The sequence below is a fragment of the Kitasatospora sp. NPDC002551 genome (genome assembly GCF_040296005.1).
Lineage (GTDB): Bacteria > Actinomycetota > Actinomycetes > Streptomycetales > Streptomycetaceae > Kitasatospora.
In genome coordinates, this window is the sequence record NZ_JBEOWI010000052.1 from 1 (window position 1) to 18,957 (window position 18,957).

The window sequence follows — 18,957 nt, forward strand, 5'->3', positions numbered from 1 at the left end:
GCCCCCGCGCCCCCCCCCCCCCGCCCCCCACCGCAACCGCCCCCCCCCCCGAGCCCGGGCCCGGCCTCGGGGGGGGGGGGCGCCCCGGGGGCCCCCCCCCACCGCCGTTTCGCCGTGTTCGGAGCGATTCGTGCCGGTCCCGCGGTGCCCGGCGCCCCGGCGGTCGCCGGGGGACCGGGGAAAAGGAGCAGGGGCCTCCTCGTACGGGCGGGCGGGGTGCGGCAGGATGTCCGCCATGACGTCCAGCGTTCGTGACGAAGAGGCCCCGGCCGCGCCGGTGCCCGGGCCGCAGGCCAACACCGTGGTGGTGCCGGCGGACGAGGATCCGGTCGCGGCGGCCGGAAGCGAGGTGATCGGCGGTCCGCCCGGAAAGCGCGCGCTGCTCGGCGTCTCGTGGTGGATCCCGGCGCGCTTCCTGGCGCTGGTGGTGATCGTGGTCTCGGTGCTGGGCATGGCGCAGAAGCTGCCCTGCTACAACGCCGCCTGGTTCCAGCCCGGCTCGCCGCAGTACGTGCACGGCTGCTACAGCGACATCCCGCACCTGTTCTCCGGACGCGGCTTCGCGGCCGGCCTGCACCCGTACGTGGACCGGATCCCGGGCACCACCGGGGACCTCCAGTTCCTCGAGTACCCGGTGCTGACCGGCCTGTTCATGCAGATCTCGGCCTGGCTGACCCCCGGCGGCGGCACCCTGCAGGACCAGGAGCGGTGGTTCTGGACGATCAACGCCGGCCTGCTGATGGCCTGCGCGGTGGTCGCCGTGGTCGCGCTCTCCCGCACCCACCGGCGCCGCCCCTGGGACGCGCTGATGTTCGCCCTGGCGCCGGTCCTGCTGCTCAACGCCACCGTCAACTGGGACCTGCTGGCCGTCGCGCTGGCCGCCGTCGCGCTGGCCTGGTGGTCCGGCTCGCGGCCGCTCTGGGCCGGGGTGTTCATCGGCCTGGCCACCGCGGCCAAGCTGTACCCGGTGCTGCTGCTCGGCCCGCTGCTGGTGCTCTGCTGGCGGGCCGGCCGCTGGCGCGACCTGCGGGCGCTGCTCGGCGGCGCGGCCGGCGCCTGGCTGCTGGTCAACCTGCCGATCATGATGGCCAACTGGCAGGGCTGGTCGACCTTCTACGTCTTCAGCAAGCACCGCACCGAGGACTACGGCTCGCTGTGGCTGATCCTCATGCAGAACCGGGGTGTCGGGCTGGCCAACCTCGACACCTTCATCGCCGTCCTGATGGTGCTGAGCTGCGCGGGGACAGCGTGGCTCGGCCTCGCGGCACCCCGCCGGCCGCGGGTGGCCCAGCTGGCCTTCCTGGTGGTGGCCGCGTTCGTGGTGTTCAACAAGGTGTACTCGCCGCAGTACGTGCTCTGGCTGCTGCCGCTCGCGGTGCTGGCCCGGCCGCGCTGGCGGGACGTCCTGATCTGGCAGGCCTGCGAGGTGCTCTACACCCTGGGCATCTGGTCCCACCTGGGTTTCGTCACCGGGGCCAAGCAGCACGGGCTCGGCGAGTCCTGGTACCACTTCGCGGTCGTGCTGCACCTGCTCGGCACGCTCTACCTGGTCGGCATGGTGATCCGGGACATCCTGCTGCCGGACCGTGACCCGGTGCGCTGGGACGGCAGCGACGACCCGTCCGGCGGGGTGCTCGACGGCGCCCCGGACGTCTTCGTGCTCGGCGCCGCGCGCCGGATGCGCGAGGAGGAGAGCTACGCCGGGTACGCGCCGGCCGGCCCCGAGGCGTGGCTCGAGGAGCCGCCCGCCGCGGAACCGGCCGAGGAACCGGCCGCGAAGAAGGACTGACCGGCGGGACTCAGCGGTCCACCACGCGGTCGAAGTGCGTGGTGGTGTGCCGCACCTGCAGGCCGAGCTCGTCGCCGACCGCCGGCGGCTTGGCCTCCCCGTCCAGGAAGAGCAGCGAGACCTGCATGTGCGGCGGCTCGGCGAACCAGAGCTGCTTGCCCGCCCAGTGGTAGGGCGACTTGGTCTTGTTGACGGTCGCCAGACCGGCCCGGGCGATCCCCTTGGCGCGCGAGGACATCCCCTGCACGTACTTGGGCGCCTCCAGACCGATGCCGTGCGCGGTGCCGCCGGCCACCACCAGCAGGTGGCCGTCGGACGGCGCCGGGTGCTGGCGGTATCCGTAGCGGTCGCCCTTGCGCACCGGGGTGACGTCCAGCACCGTCGCCCGGACCTCCAGCGCGCCGTGGTCGCCCAGCCAGAGCCGGGTGCCGATCCGGGCCCGGAAGACGGTCTGCGGGAAGCGCTGGGCCAGCTGCTCCATGCCGGCCGCGCCGAGGTGGCTGACGAACACGGTGTGCACCGGGATGCCGGCGGCCCGGGCGGTCTCCACCCAGTACGCGACCTCCTCGACCGGGCTGGAGCCGTCCGGGCGGTCCATCGGCAGGTGCAGCGCGAGGCCCTCGAAGGCGACGCCTTCCAGCTCGGCGGCGACGGCCGGGAGGTCGTCCGCCGAGACGCCGTGCCGGCGCATGGTGGTCATGCACTCCACCACCACCCGGGCGCCGTGCAGCGCCCGCAGGCCGTCCAGGCCCGCCACCGTCCGGATCACCCGGGCGTGCGGCATCGGCAGCGCCTCCTCACCGACCCGGTAGGGGGTGAGCACCAGCAGTTCGCCGCCGTACCACTCGGCCGCGTCGGCGGCCTCGTAGGCGGTGCCGACCGCCAGCACCCCGGTGCCGAGGAGGGTCGCCTCCTCGGCCAGGCGGTGGTTGCCCAAGCCGTAGCCGTTGCCCTTGGCCACCGGCACCAGGCCGGGGAACTCGGCCAGCACGGAGCGCTGGTGGGTGCGCCAGCGTTCGGTGTCGAGGTAGAGCGACAGCGTCATCGGGTCATCTCCCAGAGGGTGTTGGGCACGGCTGCTCGGTGGCTCGGAGCGGGCTGCTCAGCGGCGCGACATGTAGAGGTCGAGGGCCTTGTGCAGCAGCTTGTTGAGCGGGAAGTCCCACTCGCCGAGGTACTCGGCGGCCTGGCCGCCGGTGCCGACCTTGAACTGGATCAGGCCGAACAGGTGGTCGTTCTCGTCCAGCGTGTCGGAGATGCCGCGCAGGTCGTACACCCCGCCGCCCAGGGCGTAGGAGTCGCGCATCATCCGCCACTGGATCGCGTTCGACGGCTTGACCTCGCGCTTGTGGTTGGCCGAGGCGCCGTAGGAGTACCAGACGTGCTCGCCGACGACCAGCATGGTGGTCGCGGCCAGCGGCTCGCCCTCGTGGTAGGCGATGTACAGCCGCATCCGGTTCGGGTCCTCGGCGGTGAGGGCCTTCCACATGCGCTGGAAGTAGGCCAGCGGGCGCGGGGTGAACTTGTCGCGCTCGGCGGTCACCAGGTAGAGCTGGTGGAAGACCGGAAGCTCGTCGTAGCCGCCCTGGACCACCTCGACGCCGCTCTTCTCGGCCTTCTTGATGTTGCGGCGCCAGAGCTGGTTGAAGCCCTTCTGGATGTCGTCCAGCGAGCGGTTGGCCAGCGGCACCTGGAAGACGTAGCGCGGCTGGACGTCGCCGAAGCCGGCGCCGCCGTCCTCGCCCTGCAGCCAGCCGGCCTTGCGCAGCCGGTCGGCGACCTCGAAGGCGCGCGGCTCGTACCAGTCGGCCTCGACGTCGCGCAGGCGCTTGGCCTGCTTGGCGGCGATGGCCTCCTTGATGGTCGGGGCGTTCCAGCGGCGGATGACCACCGGCGGGCCCATCTTCACCGAGAAGGCGCCCTGGGACTTCAGGTGCGACAGCATCGGCTGCAGCCAGCGGTCGAGGTCGCGGTCGAACCAGTCGATGACCGGGCCCTCGGGCAGGTAGGCCAGGTAGCGCTTGAGCTTGGGCAGCTGCCGGTACAGCACCAGGCCGGCGCCGACGAGCTGGTTGGCCTCGTCGAACCAGCCGATCGACTCGGAGCGCCACTCGGCCTTCACGTCGCCCCAGGACGGCACCTGCATGTGGCTCGCCGAGGCGCGGCTCCTGATGAAGGCGAGGTGCTCCTCGCGGGTGATCGTCCTCAGGCGCAGGCTCATGCTCGGTGCTCCTCGTCGGTCGGGCTGCGGTGGGCCCCGTCTTCTCGGTGTGACCCTATCGTCCGGGGTCCCGTCGGCCACGGGCACGGCGGCGCCCCCGCCGCGTACCCGTCCACCTGAAGACAAGTACGCCACGGGGGCGCCCGGGGTTCCTCGGGGAGGTGGGGCTAACCCCACAGTCCGCCGCGTGCGATGCCGAGGTAGAAGCCGATCGCCGAGGCGCCGAGCGCGATCATCAGGACGAAGCGCTCGGCGGTGGTGACGGAGATGTACATCCCGAGCAGGCCGGTGACGATCCCGAACAGGCCGGTCCACGAGGTCAGCAGGTGCAGGTTGTGGAAGAACGACGTGATGAAGGCGATCGCGCCCAGTGCGGCGGTGAGGCCGACCAGGGTGTTCTCCCGCGGGTGCGGGTGGCCGTCGGTGTTCAGGGTGAGGGCGGGCATGCGGTGGACGGTCTGGGCCATGTGTCCCACCTCCTGGCGTGGAGACGAACGGGCGGGAAACCCGTTCCGTCCAGATTGCGGCGGTTGGCCGGGTCTCACAACCCCTATGCGTTTTGTTCGTCCGTCCGGGTGCGGGTAGGGTGTGTCGTCTGCACTGGTGTAGTTGTGCCCTCCTCTGCCCTCTTCCGAGTGAACGAGGACGGGCTGTCCGACCCGGCCGCTACGGTGGCCGTGTCGTCACTGCTCCGGTGCCGACGCTGCACAACCCTCCTGCCACGGAGAGACCGTGGCCGCTGAGTCCAAAGGAGGTGGGTTACTCATGCGTCACTACGAGGTGATGGTGATCCTCGACCCCTCGGTCGAGGAGCGCGCCGTTTCCCCCCTGATCGAGAGCTTCATGGCTGTCGTCCGCAACGCGGGTGGCAAGGTCGAGAAGATCGACACCTGGGGTCGCCGCCGTCTGGCCTACGAGATCAACAAGCAGTCCGAGGGCATCTACTCGGTCATCGACCTGCAGGCCACGCCTGAGGTCGTCAAGGAGCTCGACCGCCAGCTGGGCCTGAGCGAGTCGGTTCTGCGGACCAAGGTCCTGCGCCCGGACACCCACTGAGCCACCTCTGAGGCCTTCGGGTCTCGGGTAGCTCGCGACCGCTGTTTCACGTGAAACAGCGGTGAACGGACATCTTCCCGAGAGGTCATCACCACCATGGCAGGCGAGACCGTCATCACCCTCGTCGGCAATCTCGTCGACGACCCCGAGCTGCGCTTCACCCCGTCGGGTGCGGCGGTCGCGAAGTTCCGCATCGCGTCCACCCCCCGCACCTTCGACCGTCAGACGAACGAGTGGAAGGACGGCGAGAGCCTCTTCCTCACGTGCAACGTCTGGCGGCAGCCGGCGGAGAACGTGGCCGAGTCGCTCCAGCGCGGCATGCGCGTCATCGTGCAGGGCCGGCTGCGCCAGCGGTCTTACGAGACCAAGGAAGGCGAGAAGCGGACGGTCTTCGAGGTCGAGGTCGACGAGGTCGGTCCGAGCCTGCGCTCGGCGACCGCGAAGGTCACCCGGGCCAACCGGTCCGGTGGTCCCCAGGGCGGCGGCTTCGGCGGCGGCCCGCAGGGCGGCGGCCAGGGCGGTGGCTGGGGCGGCGGTGGCGGCCAGCAGGGCGGCGGCTGGGGTGGCAACTCCGGCGGCCAGTCCGGCCCCTCCGACGACCCCTGGGCGTCCAGCGCTCCCTCTGGTGGAAACCAGGGTGGCGGCAGCTGGGGTGCCCCGTCCGGCGGCGGCTTCTCGGAAGAGCCCCCGTTCTAGAGCTGACAGATTTCGTGCGGCCTGGCCGCGGGCGTCGCGAGACGCCCGCCCAGCCGTGAACCCCAATGGAGCACACAATGGCGAAGCCGCCTGCTCGCAAGCCGAAGAAGAAGGTTTGCGTCTTCTGCAAGGACAAGGTCAACTACGTTGACTACAAGGACACGAACCTGCTGCGGAAGTTCATCTCCGACCGCGGCAAGATCCGTGCCCGCCGGGTCACCGGCAACTGCACCCAGCACCAGCGTGACGTCGCCACGGCCGTGAAGAACAGCCGTGAGATGGCGCTGCTGCCCTACACCAGCACCGCGCGCTAAGAGAGGGTGACCGAACAATGAAGATCATCCTCACCCACGAGGTGCCGGGCCTGGGCTCGGCCGGCGAGGTCGTCGAGGTCAAGGACGGCTACGCCCGCAACTACCTGGTCCCGCGTGGCTACGCCATCCGCTGGACCAAGGGCGGTCAGAAGGACGTCGACGCCATCCGTCGCGCCCGCAAGATCCACGAGATCCAGACCCTCGAGGCCGCCAACGAGGTCAAGGGCAAGCTCGAGGGCGTCCAGGTCAAGCTGGCCGTTCGCTCGGGCGAGGCCGGCCGCCTGTTCGGCTCGGTGACCCAGGCCGACGTCGTCGAGGCCATCAAGGCCGCCGGCGGCCCGGCGGTCGACAAGCGCGCCGTCGCGATCGCCTCGCCGATCAAGACCGTGGGCACCCACAAGGTCTCGGTCAAGCTGCACTCGGACGTCCAGGCCAACCTGGACATCGCCGTCGTCGCCGCCTGAGCCACGACCACGCACCGGTAGCGTCAGCTCCGTAGCAGTGGCCCGAGGGCCGGTCCCCCTTCGCGGGGACCGGCCCTCGGTCGTTCGCCGGGCGGCGCCGCTCAGCTCCGCACGGCGCCGGTGACCAGCCACCTGCCGCCGCGGGCCCGCCAGGCCAGGAAGCCGCCGCGGACCAGCATGAAGAGGTTCATCGCCCACCAGAGCCCGGCGAGCCCGGTGCCGCTGGCCGGCACCGCGAGCGCGACGGGCGCGAACACCGCGAGGGTGGCGAGCATCGCCCAGGCCAGGAACGGGCCGTCCCCGGCGCCCATCAGCACGCCGTCCAGGACGTAGACCAGGCCGGAGACCGGCTGGCAGAGCGCGAGCAGCAGCAGGACGGTGTTCAGCTGGTGCTGCACCGCCGGGTCCGGGGTGAACAGCGGGACGTACAGGGGGCGGGCGACCACCACCAGCAGGCCCAGCAGCAGGCCGGAGCCGATGCCCCACTCGATCATCCGCCGGGTGGCGGCCCTGGTGCCCGGGACGTCCCCGGCGCCCAGGTAGCGGCCGATGATGGCCTGGCCGGCGATCGCGATGGCGTCCAGGGCGAAGGCGATGAACAGGAAGACCGTCATGGCGATCTGGTGCGCGGCGATCTCGTCGTCGCCCAGCCCGGCGGCCACCGCGGTGGCGATCATCAGGATGGCGCGCAGGCTCAGGGTGCGGACCATCAGCGGTCCGCCGGCCCTGGCGCTCGCCCGTATCCCGGCCGCGTCCGGCCGCAGCGAGGCCTGCTCCCGGCGGGCGCCGCGGACCACCACGACCAGGTAGACGGCGGCCATCCCGGTCTGGGCGATCACCGTGCCCCAGGCCGAACCGGCCACCCCCAGCCCGGCGCCGTACACCAGGCCGACGTTCAGCCCGAGGTTGGCGGCGAACCCGGCGACGGCCACGTACAGCGGCGTCCGGGTGTCCTGGAGGCCGCGCAGCACGCCGGTGGCGGCCATCACCATGAGGACCGCCGGGATGCCGAGCGCGCTGATCCGCAGGTACGTCACGGCGTACGGGGCGGCGGTCGGCGAGGCGCCGAGCACGCCGGCCACCTGCGGGGCGAGCAGCAGGGTCAGCGCGACCACCCCGGCGGAGAGCGCCAGCGCCAGCCAGATGCCGTCGATGCCCTGCTGGATCGCGGCCCGGCGGTCCCCGGCGCCGATCCGGCGGGCCACCGCGGCGGTGGTGGCGTACGCGAGGAAGACGAAGACCCCGGTGGCGGTGGTGAGCGCGGCCGAGGCGACGCCGACGCCGGCCAGCTGGGCGGTGCCGAGGTGGCCGACGATCGCCGAGTCGGCCATCAGGAAGAGCGGCTCGGCGACCAGGGCGCCGAAGGCGGGGACGGCGAGGGCGAGGATCTCCCGGTCGTGCCGGCGGCGGTCGGTGGTGAGGGTCATGCCATCCAGGCTACTCATCCACAGGTAAGCGATGCCAGGGCCTTGTGCCACTTACTCGCACGGGCGAGCGACCGGCCCGTGCGTGTGTGTGTCCACCGCCACCCGGCTCTGTGTGAAGAATTTCTCATGCACAGCCCCGGGACGAGGGATGTGCAGGTCAGCGGGTTGACGGTGGATCGATGGTCTGGTTATCCACAGGGCTTTCCACAGGGGCGTCCACAGGTTTGCGGCACTTCTCCACAGCCGTGGGCCGCTCGTCCACACCCCCTGTGGATAACCGTCTTGGCTGAAGGCCGCCCGGCGCCTTAGCGTGGGCCCTCCGTCCGACACTCCCATCCGCCTCGGCGTCCGATTTGTCGGTGCGGTGGCGTAGAAAATGCGGTGGCGCGGAGTCGGGTTCCGCACCATCCCAGCCACCGGCAAGGCCCGCTCCAACTCGCACCACTCGCTGATCGGGGAACACGCGTGACCGGCCCCCAGTACGACGACCACGACGCCCCGCCGCCGGAGGACGACTGGCAGGGCGCCGACGACCCCTTCCCGGTCGGCGCCTTCGCCGACGCCCCGTTCCCGGACGGCCCGGGCGACCGGCTGCCGGTCTCGCGAGGCCGCGGCGGCCAGGGCCAGGGCGGCGGCTTCCAGAAGGGCGGCAAGGGCGGCCCGGGCGGGTCCGGCGGCTTCCAGCGGGACGGCGGCAAACGCCGCCAGGGCGAGGACGAGCGCGCCGAGGGCGGCCTGGACGGCTTCGAGCGCGTCCCCCCGCAGGACCTCGCGGCCGAGCAGTCCGTCCTCGGCGGCATGCTGCTCTCCAAGGACGCCATCGCCGACGTCGTCGAGGTGCTCAAGCCGGCCGACTACTACCGGCCCGCGCACGAGCTGATCCACGGCGCGATCCTGGACCTGTACGCGCGCGGCGAGCCGGCCGACCCGATCACCGTGGCCGGCGAGCTGACCAAGCGCGGCGAGCTCCAGCGGGTCGGCGGCCCCGGCTACCTGCACACCCTGGTCAACTCCGTCCCGACCGCCGCCAACGCCGAGTACTACGCGCAGATCGTGCACGAGCGCGCGGTGCTGCGCCGGCTGGTCGAGGCCGGCACCCGGATCGCCGGCATGGGCTACGCCGCCGAGGGCGACGTCGACGAGATCGTCAACGCGGCCCAGGCGGAGATCTACGCCGTCACCGAGCAGCGCACCAACGAGGACTACGCTCCGCTCGCCGACATCATGGAGGGCGCCCTCGACGAGATCGAGTCGATCGGCTCCCGCAACGGCCAGATGTCCGGCGTGCCGACCGGCTTCGCCGACTTCGACGCGCTCACCAACGGGCTCCACCCCGGCCAGATGATCGTCATCGCGGCCCGTCCCGCGATGGGCAAGTCCACCCTGGCGCTGGACTTCGCCCGGGCCTGCTCGATCCACAACAAGCTGCCGAGCGTGATCTTCTCGCTCGAAATGGGCCGCAACGAGATCGCCATGCGCCTGCTCTCCGCCGAGGCCCGGGTGGCGCTGCACCACATGCGCTCCGGCTCCATGACGGACGACGACTGGACCAGGGTGGCCCGCCGGATGCCGGACGTCAGCGAGGCGCCGCTGTTCATCGACGACTCGCCGAACCTGTCGATGATGGAGATCCGCGCCAAGTGCCGCCGGCTCAAGCAGCGCAACGACATCAAGCTGATCGTCATCGACTACCTCCAGCTGATGCAGTCCGGCGGCTCCCGCCGGGCCGAGAACCGCCAGCAGGAGGTCTCCGACATGTCGCGAAACCTGAAGCTGCTGGCCAAGGAGCTGGAGGTGCCGGTGATCGCGCTCTCCCAGCTGAACCGAGGCCCCGAACAGCGCACCGACAAGCGCCCGATGGTCTCCGACCTGCGCGAGTCCGGCTCGATCGAGCAGGACGCCGACATGGTCATCCTGCTGCACCGGGAGGACGCCTACGAGAAGGAGTCCCCGCGCGCGGGCGAGGCCGACCTCATCGTCGCCAAGCACCGTAACGGCCCCACCGCCACCATCACCGTGGCCTTCCAGGGCCACTACTCCCGCTTCGTCGACATGACCCGGGACTGACCCCCCCCGACCGGGGGGTAGTGCAGAGCCCTTCCGGCCCGGGCGCTAGCCTCCCGGCATGACAGTGCGAAGACGACCTTTCTCCGCGCGGGCCGGCGGCGCGACGACCCCGCCTGGCGGCGGCGCCCGGCTGGGCTGGCTCGACGCTCTGCGCGGCTTCGCCGCGCTGATGGTGGCCTTCCACCATTTCGAGGTGGTCAACATCCTGCCGCCCGCCATCGGCGGGGCGATCTGGTGGCACTTCGACCTCGGGCTCTACGGGGTCATGCTGTTCTTCATCGTGAGCGGGTACATCATCCCGGCCTCGCTGGAGCGGCGCGGTGACGTCAGGGCGTTCTGGATCGGCCGGATCTTCCGGATCTACCCGGCCCTGATCATCGGGATCGCGGTCTCGATCATGATCCTGCCCGAGGGCGACGGGGCGGTGACGATCTTCCGCACCGGCCACGACCTGATCGCCCTGGTCGCCAACGGGACGATGCTCCAGGACTTCCTGGGCGTCTACAACGGCCTCGCCGTGACCTGGACCCTCTGCTACGAGATGGTCTTCTACTTCGTGGTCACCGCGCTGTTCACCCTCAACTGGCACCGCAAGAGCGGCGCGATCTCGGTCGGGCTCGCCGCGGTGGCGCTGCTCTTCGGCACCTCGATCGCCACCATGCAGCTGACCCACAACATCGACGAGGTGCGCAACCTCGTCGCGGCGGCCGCCCTGGTCATGGTGATGGGCCTGGCCTGCATGCTCAGCGGCAACGCGGTGCTGACCCGTACCGGTGCCGTCCTGGTGGCCGGCCTCGGCGTCGTCCTGGTGGTCAACAACAGCCGGGCGCCCGCCTTCGAGACCTGGATGATCTTCGCCACGATGTTCGCCGGCACCGTCGTGTACCGGGCCGAGCGCGGGCAGATGGAACGGCTCCCGGCCTGGTTCTGCCTCGGCTTCGTGATCGTCGCGGGTGCGGCCGTCGGGTGGATGTACAACAAGAACGGCATGGAGTCGAACACCTGGACGGCGGGCTGGATCTCCTGGACCGCCTCGTACCTGGGTGCCTGGCTCAGCTTCGGGATCGGGATGGCGCTGCGCAAGCGCAGGTTCCCGAAGGTGCTGACCTGGCTCGGAGCGATCAGCTTCTCGGTCTACCTGCTGCACAACCCGATCCTGCACACCATCGCGCCCAAGCTGGGCGTGCCCCCGCTGCCGACCACGGGCGCCGGCAAGCTGCTCTGGACCGCGGAGTTCCTGGGCGCCACCCTGCTGGCGAGCTACCTGCTGTACCGGCTGGTCGAGATCCCCTTCCAGAACCTGGGCCGGCGCCTGACCAAGGCGGTGAACGCCCGCTGGCCCGCGCAGCCGCTGGAGGCGGTGGGCGGGGCGCTCCCGGCCGCCCGGACGGACGGGACGGCCGGGCCGGACGGTGCGGCGGCCGCGGCGCCCGCGGATCCGGCGCCGGTGGCCGCCGGGGCGGAGCGCGACCGGTAGCCGGACCGCGGTCGGGGCCCCGGAGGGTCGGGGCCCCGGCGTCAGAGGGTGACGGTCGCGCGGAAGACGGTGGCGGTGCCGTTCAGGTGGGTGGGGGCGCCGGTGGCGGGGAGGAAGGCGGACTCGCCGCGGGACAGTTCCAGCGCGGTGCCGTCCGCCGCGGTCAGCCGGGCGGTGCCGGCGGTGCAGAGCAGGATCTGCGGGGCCTCGCCGCCGACCGTCCGCTCCCGGCCGTCCAGCGCGAACCGGGAGAGCCGGAACTCGTCGATCGGCACCGGGTACAGCTCCTCGCCGGGCGTCCCGTCGACCGCGACCGGCAGCAGCGGCGTGGGCGCGCAGGCGGCGAACTCGACGACCCGGAGCAGTTCCGGCACGTCGATGTGCTTGGGGGTGAGCCCGGCCCGCAGCACGTTGTCCGAGTTGGCCTGGAGCTCGACGCACAGGCCGTGCAGGTACGCGTGCGGGACGCCGGCGCCCAGGTAGAGCGCCTCGCCGGCGCGCAGCCGGACGTGGTTGAGCAGCAGTCCGGCGATCAGCCCGACGTCGCCCGGGAAGTCCCGGGCGATCCGGGTGTACGGCGCGTACGGACCGTCCGGGTCCTCGGCGGCGGCCTTGCCGAGCGCGTCGGCGGTCTCCCGGACCGCCTCCGCCGCCTCGGGCCCGGACAGGGTGAGCACGGCGGCCAGGGCGCCGCTGAGCGCCTCGGACTCGTCCTCGGCGCCCAGCAGGGCGATCACCGGCTCCAGCGCGGGCACCGCGAGAGCGGCCAGCAGCGCGGCCGCCCCGGCGGGCCGGCGGAAGCCGCAGAGACCGTCGAAGTCGCCGAGCGCGCAGATGAGTTCGGGCTTGTGGTTGGCGTCCCGGTAGTTCCGGTGTGGGGCGTCCAGCGGGATCCCCAGGGCGTTCTCGGCGGCGTACCCGGCGCGGGCCTGTTCGAGCGAGGGGTGGGCCTGGATGGAGATCGGGATGCCCGGGGCGAGGACCTTGAGCAGGAACGGCAGGGAGGGGCCGAAGCGGGCCACCGAGGCGGCGCCCAGCTCGCCCTCCGGGTCGGCGGCGATCAGCTCGTCCAGCCGGCGCGGCCCGTCGCCCCGGTCCGCCCGCGACGGGTCCCCGGGATGGGCGCCCATCCACAGCTCGGCCTGCGGTTCGCCGGTCGGCTCCTGCCCGAGCAGCTCGGGGAGCGCGGTGGCCGAGCCCCAGGCGTACGGGCGGACGGTGTTGACGAGCTTGTCCATGGGCGCGGTCCTGCTCCTTGCTGCAGTGGCTGGTGGGCCTCGCCGCCGTCAGGCGGCTGCGGGCGGGGGCGGACGGGTTCGGGCATCCGGGCAAAGGCCGGGCATCGACCCTAGCCGACCTGCACCTCCGCCGGGGAAACGGCGGGCGCCGGCCGGGAGTGCCGCGCGCGGAAGGTCGGTCCGAGGGCGCGGTAGTAGGATGCCAGGACCCAGTGTTTTCCACGGTGTCGTCCGGGCCGGCGGGGTGCCGGCCGGGACTGTGTCTTCCGATGAGTGCGGGCAATGGTGACCGGCACGTCCCGCCACCGGCCGAGAGGTTAGTACGTGACCGTCAACCAGCAGGGTTTCGCCGATCTCGGCCGGGTGCTGGTGATCATCCCCACCTACAACGAGGCGGAGAACGTCGAGCGCATCGTCGGCCGGGTGCGCGCCGCCGTCCCCGAGGTGCACGTCCTCGTCGCCGACGACAACAGCCCCGACGGCACCGGCGAACTGGCCGACAAGCTGGCCGCCGAGGACCCCCAGGTACACGTCATGCACCGCAAGGGCAAGGAGGGGCTGGGCGCCGCCTACCTGGCCGGCTTCCGCTGGGGCATCGACGAGGGCTACGACGTGCTCGTCGAGATGGACGCCGACGGCTCCCACCGCCCCGAGGAGCTGGGCCGGCTGCTGACCGCGCTGCGCGGCGCCGACCTGGTGCTGGGTTCGCGCTGGGTCCCCGGCGGCCGGGTGGTGAACTGGCCGAAGTCCCGGCTGCTGCTCTCCCGCGGCGGCTCGACCTACTCGCGGCTGATGCTGGGCGTGCCGATCCGGGACGTCACCGGCGGCTACCGGGCGTTCCGCAAGGAGACCCTGCTGGGCCTCGGCATGGACCAGGTCGCCTCGGCCGGTTACTGCTTCCAGGTCGACCTGGCCTGGCGGACCGTGAAGGCCGGCTTCAAGGTCGCCGAGGTGCCGATCACCTTCGTCGAGCGGGAGCTGGGCGCGTCCAAGATGAGCCGGAACATCGTGGTCGAGGCGCTGTGGCGGGTCACCTCCTGGGGTGTCGCCGACCGCGTCGCCAAGCTGACCGGCCGCAAGGGCTGATCCCGGCGGCGACGAGCCGCCGACCGGACATGTGATCGGGAAGGCGCGCCCCCGCCGGGCGCGCCTTCCGCGTTTTCCGCGCGCCGTACTCCCATGCTGTAGGGCGCGGCCACTGCCGCCGTGATGCGCACCACCACCGCTTCACGCACCACCACCGCTTCACGCACCACCGCCTCACGCACCACCGACGCCGAGCCGGACCGGAACCGGGACCGCCGAACCAGAGGGAGCAGCCAGTGACGTCGTCCCCGTCCGAGGAGAACGCCGGCGCGGACCCGCTCGACGCGGAGAGCGCCGCACCGCCGGTCCGGCCGCTGGAGGTCGACGTCTTCACCGGCCCCGAGTCGGCCTTCTTCGCCACCTCCACGCTGATCCTCGGCGAGCACACGGCGATCCTGGTCGACGCCCAGCTCACCCGCAGCGCCGGCCGCGAGCTGGCCGAGTGGGTGGCGGGCAAGGGCCGCCGGCTGCTCGCCATCGTGATCACCCACCAGCACCCCGACCACTACTTCGGTGCCGAGGAGGTGCTGCGGCTCTTCCCCGACGCGCGGCTGCTGGCCGCGCCGCCGGTCGTCGAGGGCATCCTGCGCACCGCCGCCGCGAAGGTCGCCCAGTGGAAGCCGGTGTTCGGCGACGACATCCCGGACCACCCGCTGGTCCCGGCCCCGCTGCTGCCCCAGCCGCTGATGGTCGACCGGCAGGTGATCCCGGTGCTGCTGCTCGGGCAGGGCGACTGCGGCGGCTCCACGGTGGTGCACGTGCCGAGCATCCGCACCGTGGTGGCCGGCGACTTCGCGTACAACGGCACCCACGTCTGGACCGCCGACACCACGCCGGAGCAGCGCACCGCGTGGGTCCGCAACCTCGGCCGGATCGCCGAACTCGGCGCGGACCGGGTGATCGCCGGGCACCGGGCACCCGAGCAGGGCGACGACGCGGCCCGGGTGCTGGCGTTCACCGGGGAGTACCTGCAGGACTTCGACCGGCTGCTGGCCGAGCACCCGGACGACCCGGAGGCGCTGGTCGCGGCGGTGAACCGGCGGTACGGGGAGCTGACCCTGCCGGCCGTGCTGGAGCTGAGCGCCGCCGCCAACATCGCCGCCGCCCGCACCGCCGCCGCCGAGCCCGAGGACACCGTCGAGGCCGCCGTCCTCGCCCCGGAGCCGGACGACGCCGCTGCCGAGCCGGAGGACACCGCTGCTGAGCCGGACGACACCGTCGAGGCCGCCGTCGTCCCGGAGCCCGAGGAGGGCGGGAAGACCGCCTGAGGTCCGCGGCGGATACTGGCGGCATGACGCCGTACGACGTGATCGTCCCGGCCGGGGGCGCCGCCCGGCGGCTCGGCGGGGCCGACAAGCCCGGTCTGACGGTCGGCGGGGCCACCCTGCTGGACCGGGTGCTCGCCGCCTGCGCGCAGGCCCGGACCACCGTGGTGGTCGGCCCGGTCCGCCCCACCGCCCGGCCCGGGGTCCGGTGGACCCGCGAGAGCCCGCCGGGCGGCGGTCCGGTGGCCGCCGTCGCCGCCGGACTGGCCGAGGTGACCGCCGACCTGGTGCTGCTGTTCGCCGCCGACCTGCCGTTCCTCGACCGGCGGACCGTCCACCGGCTGGTCGACGCCCTCGACGGGGCCGGGCCGCGGACCGCGGCGGCCGTCCTGGTCGACGCCGCCGGCCGCGACCAGCCGCTCGCCGCCGCCTACCGCACCGCCGCCCTGCGCGCCGCGCTGGCCGCCGTCGGGGACCCGGCCGGGCTCCCGCTGCGCAGGCTGACCGGCGCCCTGCCCACCCTCCGGCTGGCCGACACCGACGACGTCACCTACGACTGCGACACCTGGGAGGACCTGGAGCAGGCCCGCGAACGCGACGGCGGCAAGGGCTGATCCCCGCCGGGACCGGCCCGTCCACCGGGCCCGCTCACCGGCCCGGCACCCCGGCGTGAGCGAAACGACGCGTGTCGCTCACCGGGCAAACATCCCGGAGAAACCGCCGATCGGGCAGCATGTTCGCATGGAGCGCACGCTGGATGACTGGATCGCCGAGGTCCGTGCCGAGCTGGACATCGACCTGGACGTCGACGTCCGCGGCCTGCTCGACCTGGCCCGGGTGGTCGCGCACGGGGTGGACCGGCCCGCGGCCCCGCTGACCGCCTTCCTGATCGGCTACGCGGCCGCGCAGCGCGGCGGCGGCCCGGAGGCGGTCGCCGAGGCCTCCGGGCGCACCGCCGCGCTCGCCGAGCGCTGGGCGGCGGCCAGGGCCGGCGACCCGGGGCAGCCGTGAGCGTGATGGCGGAACCCGTCGCGCCCGCCCCGGCCCGCCCGGCCCGCTGGGCGGCGGCCCGGGAGACCGCCCGCCGGGCCGGCCGCCCCGCGCTGCCCGCGCTGAGCCTGCCGCTGGACGGCGCGCTCGGCCACACCCTCGCCGAGCCGCTCACCGCGCTCACCGACCTGCCGGCCTTCGACACCTCGGCGATGGACGGCTGGGCGGTGGCCGGCCCCGGCCCCTGGCAGGTCGGCGGCCGGCTGCTCGCCGGGCGCCCCGCCGACGGCCCGCTGGCCGACGGCGCCGCCGTCGAGATCGCCACCGGGGCCCAGCTGCCACCCGGTGCCACCGCCGTGCTCCGCCGCGAGCACGGCGAGCCGGGCGGTCCGCTGCTTCGCGAGCGCACCGCCGGCGCGCTGACCACCGGCCAGGACGTCCGGCCGCGCGGCCAGGAGTGCCGGCGCGGCGAGGTGCTGCTGCCGGCCGGCACCCCGGTCGGCCCGGCGGTGCTCGGCCTGGCCGCCGCCTGCGGCCACGACCGGCTGTCCGTGCGCCGCCGCCCGGTGGTGGAGCTGCTGGTGCTCGGCGACGAGCTGCTCGGCTCCGGTCTGCCCCGGGACGGCCTGGTCCGGGACGCGCTCGGCCCGCTGCTGCCGCCGTGGCTGCGCGCGGCCGGCGCCGAGACCGGCGAACCGCGCTCCGTCCGCGACGACCTCGGCCTGCTCCGGGACGCCCTGCGGCACTCCGCCGCGGACGTGGTGGTCACCACCGGCGGGACGGCGGCCGGTCCGGTGGACTTCCTGCACCGGGCGCTGGCCGAGTGCGGCGCCCGGCTGCTGGTGGACGGGGTCGCCGTGCGCCCCGGCCATCCGATGCTGCTCGCCGAACTCCCCGGCGGGCGCCATCTGGTGGGTCTGCCGGGCAATCCGCTGGCCGCCGTCGCCGGAACGGTGACGCTCGCCCTGCCACTGCTGCGGGCGCTGTCCGGCCGCGGCGCCGACGAGCCGGTCCTGGCCGTCGCCGTCGACCCGCTGCCCGGTCACCCGGTGGACACCCGGCTGCTGCCGGTGCGGAGGACCGCCCGCGGCGTGGTGCACCTGCGCCACGACGGTCCGGCGATGCTCCGCGGCCTGGCCCGGGCCGAGGCGCTCGCGGTGGTGCCGCCGGGCGGCGCCGCGGCCGGTGACGAAATCGAACTGCTGGAGGTCCCGTGAGTGTCCGACGCGTCCGGGGACGGTCGGCCGGACCGTCCGTTCCCGGCACCGAGCCCTGGGCCGACGCCGGGATCGTGCTGCCCGCCCGGCGCTCCGCCCCGGCGGTGCGGCAGGTCGGCTCCCGGCTGCTGCTGGCACTCGGCGTCCTGGTGGCCACCACCGTGATCGTCTGGCTGGACCGCGACGGCTACAACGACAACGCCGGCGGCGGGCTGAGCTTCCTGGACTCGGCGTACTACGCCACGGTGACGCTCTCCACCACCGGGTACGGCGACATCACCCCGTTCAGCGACAGCGCCCGGCTCACCAACATCTTCGTGGTCACTCCGCTGCGGGTGGTCTTCCTGATCATCCTGGTCGGCACCACCCTCGAAGTGCTCACCGAACGCACCCGTCAGCAGTGGCGGTTGAACCGCTGGAGGTCCACCGTGCGCGAGCACACCGTCGTGATCGGCTACGGCACCAAGGGCCGCAGCGCCATCGACACCCTGCTCGGGCAGGGGGTGCGCAAGGAGGAGATCGTGGTGGTCGACCCGCAGCGCAAGGCGGTCGACCAGGCCGCCCAGCAGGGCCTGGTCGGCGTGGTCGGCGACGCCACCCGGACCGACACCCTGCTGCGCGCCGGACTGCCCACCGCCGCCCGGGTGGTGGTCGCGCCGGAGCGGGACGACACCGCCGCGCTGATCACCCTGACCGCCCGCCAGCTGACCCGCGCGGCGACCATCGTCGCGGCGGTGCGGGAGGACGAGAACGCCCCGCTGCTGCGGCAGAGCGGCGCCGACGTGGTGGTCACCAGCTCCAGTTCGGCGGGCCGGCTGCTGGGCATGTCGATGCTCAGCCCGCACGCCGGCGCGGTGATGGAGGACCTGCTCACCTACGGCAACGGCCTGGACGTGGTCGAGCGCCCGGTCACCCGGGCCGAGGCCGGGCACGACCCGCGCGAACTCGACGACCTGGTGGTGGCGGTGGTGCGCGGCCGGCGGGTGATCAACTACACCGAGGCGGAGGCGCGGACGCTGCAGCTCACCGACCGGGTGATCGTCATCAAGTCGGCCGAGGGGGCGTAGGGTTCCCGCCATGACCGGTCAACCGCAGCTCCCGTTCGGCACGTTCGACTTCTCCGCCCCCGCGCTGGAGGTGGTGGACCGGCTGGCCGCCCCGGTGGCCGACGCGCTGAAGAACTGGGACGACCGGGAGGCCGCCCGGTCCGTGCTGTACGTCGAGACCGATCCGGAGAAGGCCGACACCGCCGTCTTCTGCGAGACCTACGGCGTGCCGCTCGACGCCTCGGCGAACTGCGTGGTGGTCGCCGCCAAGCGCGGCGGGGAGACCACCCTGGCCGCCTGCCTGGCGCTGGCGACCACCCGGGTCGACGTCAACCGGACGGTCCGCAAGCACCTGGAGGCCCGCAAGGCCTCGTTCGCGCCGATGGACACCGCCGTCGAGGCGACCGGCATGGAGTACGGCGGCATCACCCCGATCGGCCTGCCGGCCGACTGGCCGCTGCTGGTCGACGCGGCGGTGGCGGCGGCCCCGTTCGTCCTGGTGGGCAGCGGGCGGCGGCGCGGCAAGCTGATCCTGCCGGGCGCGGCGGTGGCCGCGCTGCCCGGCGCCGTGCCGCTCGACGACCTGGCCGGCTGACGGCGCGGG

At 73.3% G+C, this 18,957-nt stretch carries 19 protein-coding genes; 14 read left to right on the top strand and 5 right to left on the bottom strand.

The window, feature by feature from the left end:
- Positions 1–235 precede the first annotated feature (235 nt).
- The gene (locus ABT093_RS32025) at positions 236–1,789 is read left to right on the top strand and encodes a glycosyltransferase family 87 protein (RefSeq protein ID WP_350570353.1); all 1,554 of its coding nucleotides are present in this window, start codon (positions 236–238) and stop codon (positions 1,787–1,789) included.
- 10 nt (positions 1,790–1,799) lie between these two features.
- Here the strand turns inward: ABT093_RS32025 and ABT093_RS32030 are convergent, their stop codons facing one another.
- The 3 genes from ABT093_RS32030 to ABT093_RS32040 form a co-directional block, all read right to left on the bottom strand.
- Positions 1,800–2,834, bottom strand: coding sequence for an alanine racemase (locus ABT093_RS32030; RefSeq protein ID WP_350570354.1), 1,035 nt, complete (start codon positions 2,832–2,834; stop codon positions 1,800–1,802).
- A 57-nt stretch (positions 2,835–2,891) separates the two neighbouring features.
- Entirely contained in the window at positions 2,892–4,010 is a 1,119-nt protein-coding gene (locus tag ABT093_RS32035) for a lipid II:glycine glycyltransferase FemX (protein ID WP_350570356.1), read from the bottom strand.
- A 167-nt stretch (positions 4,011–4,177) separates the two neighbouring features.
- Complete coding sequence (locus ABT093_RS32040) at positions 4,178–4,477, bottom strand: hypothetical protein (RefSeq protein WP_350570358.1); 300 nt, start codon at positions 4,475–4,477, stop codon at positions 4,178–4,180.
- A gap of 298 nt (positions 4,478–4,775) precedes the next feature.
- Between ABT093_RS32040 and rpsF the strand changes: the two genes are divergently transcribed.
- From rpsF to rplI, 4 genes are all read left to right on the top strand, one after another.
- Positions 4,776–5,066, top strand: coding sequence for a 30S ribosomal protein S6 (gene rpsF, locus ABT093_RS32045; RefSeq protein ID WP_350570360.1), 291 nt, complete (start codon positions 4,776–4,778; stop codon positions 5,064–5,066).
- Between the two features lie 96 nt (positions 5,067–5,162).
- Positions 5,163–5,762 (top strand): single-stranded DNA-binding protein, encoded by a 600-nt coding sequence (locus tag ABT093_RS32050; RefSeq protein ID WP_350570361.1) that lies wholly within the window; start codon positions 5,163–5,165, stop codon positions 5,760–5,762.
- 77 nt (positions 5,763–5,839) lie between these two features.
- On the top strand, positions 5,840–6,076 hold the full coding sequence (gene rpsR / locus ABT093_RS32055) for a 30S ribosomal protein S18 (RefSeq protein ID WP_030304537.1): 237 nt from the start codon (positions 5,840–5,842) through the stop codon (positions 6,074–6,076).
- A 17-nt stretch (positions 6,077–6,093) separates the two neighbouring features.
- A complete protein-coding gene (gene rplI / locus ABT093_RS32060) occupies positions 6,094–6,540 on the top strand; it encodes a 50S ribosomal protein L9 (protein ID WP_350570363.1) in 447 nt (148 codons plus the stop codon).
- A 101-nt stretch (positions 6,541–6,641) separates the two neighbouring features.
- Here rplI and ABT093_RS32065 read toward each other — a convergent pair whose 3' ends face one another.
- Positions 6,642–7,967: an MATE family efflux transporter gene (locus ABT093_RS32065; RefSeq protein ID WP_350570365.1), complete on the bottom strand. Its 1,326-nt coding sequence runs from the start codon at positions 7,965–7,967 to the stop codon at positions 6,642–6,644.
- 591 nt (positions 7,968–8,558) lie between these two features.
- Here ABT093_RS32065 and dnaB point away from each other — a divergent pair.
- On the top strand, positions 8,559–10,034 hold the full coding sequence (gene dnaB, locus ABT093_RS32070) for a replicative DNA helicase (protein ID WP_350570416.1): 1,476 nt from the start codon (positions 8,559–8,561) through the stop codon (positions 10,032–10,034).
- A gap of 58 nt (positions 10,035–10,092) precedes the next feature.
- Entirely contained in the window at positions 10,093–11,511 is a 1,419-nt protein-coding gene (locus ABT093_RS32075) for an acyltransferase family protein (RefSeq protein WP_350570366.1), read from the top strand.
- 41 nt (positions 11,512–11,552) lie between these two features.
- Here the strand turns inward: ABT093_RS32075 and manA are convergent, their stop codons facing one another.
- The gene (gene manA / locus ABT093_RS32080; protein WP_350570368.1) at positions 11,553–12,749 is read right to left on the bottom strand and encodes a mannose-6-phosphate isomerase, class I; all 1,197 of its coding nucleotides are present in this window, start codon (positions 12,747–12,749) and stop codon (positions 11,553–11,555) included.
- Positions 12,750–13,073: 324 nt separating this feature from the next.
- Between manA and ABT093_RS32085 the strand changes: the two genes are divergently transcribed.
- The 7 genes from ABT093_RS32085 to ABT093_RS32115 all read left to right on the top strand — a co-directional run bounded on the left by ABT093_RS32085 (position 13,074) and on the right by ABT093_RS32115 (position 18,948).
- Positions 13,074–13,835, top strand: a complete 762-nt coding sequence (locus tag ABT093_RS32085) for a polyprenol monophosphomannose synthase (protein WP_350570370.1) — start codon at positions 13,074–13,076, stop codon at positions 13,833–13,835.
- A 236-nt stretch (positions 13,836–14,071) separates the two neighbouring features.
- Positions 14,072–15,103: an MBL fold metallo-hydrolase gene (locus tag ABT093_RS32090; RefSeq protein ID WP_350570371.1), complete on the top strand. Its 1,032-nt coding sequence runs from the start codon at positions 14,072–14,074 to the stop codon at positions 15,101–15,103.
- 23 nt (positions 15,104–15,126) lie between these two features.
- Positions 15,127–15,714, top strand: a complete 588-nt coding sequence (gene mobA, locus ABT093_RS32095) for a molybdenum cofactor guanylyltransferase (protein ID WP_502884370.1) — start codon at positions 15,127–15,129, stop codon at positions 15,712–15,714.
- Positions 15,715–15,841: 127 nt separating this feature from the next.
- The gene (locus tag ABT093_RS32100) at positions 15,842–16,111 is read left to right on the top strand and encodes a DUF6457 domain-containing protein (RefSeq protein ID WP_502884369.1); all 270 of its coding nucleotides are present in this window, start codon (positions 15,842–15,844) and stop codon (positions 16,109–16,111) included.
- Positions 16,112–16,116: 5 nt separating this feature from the next.
- The gene (locus ABT093_RS32105; RefSeq protein ID WP_350570373.1) at positions 16,117–17,307 is read left to right on the top strand and encodes a molybdopterin molybdotransferase MoeA; all 1,191 of its coding nucleotides are present in this window, start codon (positions 16,117–16,119) and stop codon (positions 17,305–17,307) included.
- Positions 17,304–18,374, top strand: coding sequence for a potassium channel family protein (locus ABT093_RS32110; protein WP_502884365.1), 1,071 nt, complete (start codon positions 17,304–17,306; stop codon positions 18,372–18,374). The genes ABT093_RS32105 and ABT093_RS32110 overlap by 4 nt, the downstream gene beginning before the upstream one ends.
- Positions 18,375–18,384: 10 nt before the next feature.
- The gene (locus ABT093_RS32115; protein WP_350570374.1) at positions 18,385–18,948 is read left to right on the top strand and encodes a YbaK/EbsC family protein; all 564 of its coding nucleotides are present in this window, start codon (positions 18,385–18,387) and stop codon (positions 18,946–18,948) included.
- Positions 18,949–18,957 lie beyond the last annotated feature (9 nt).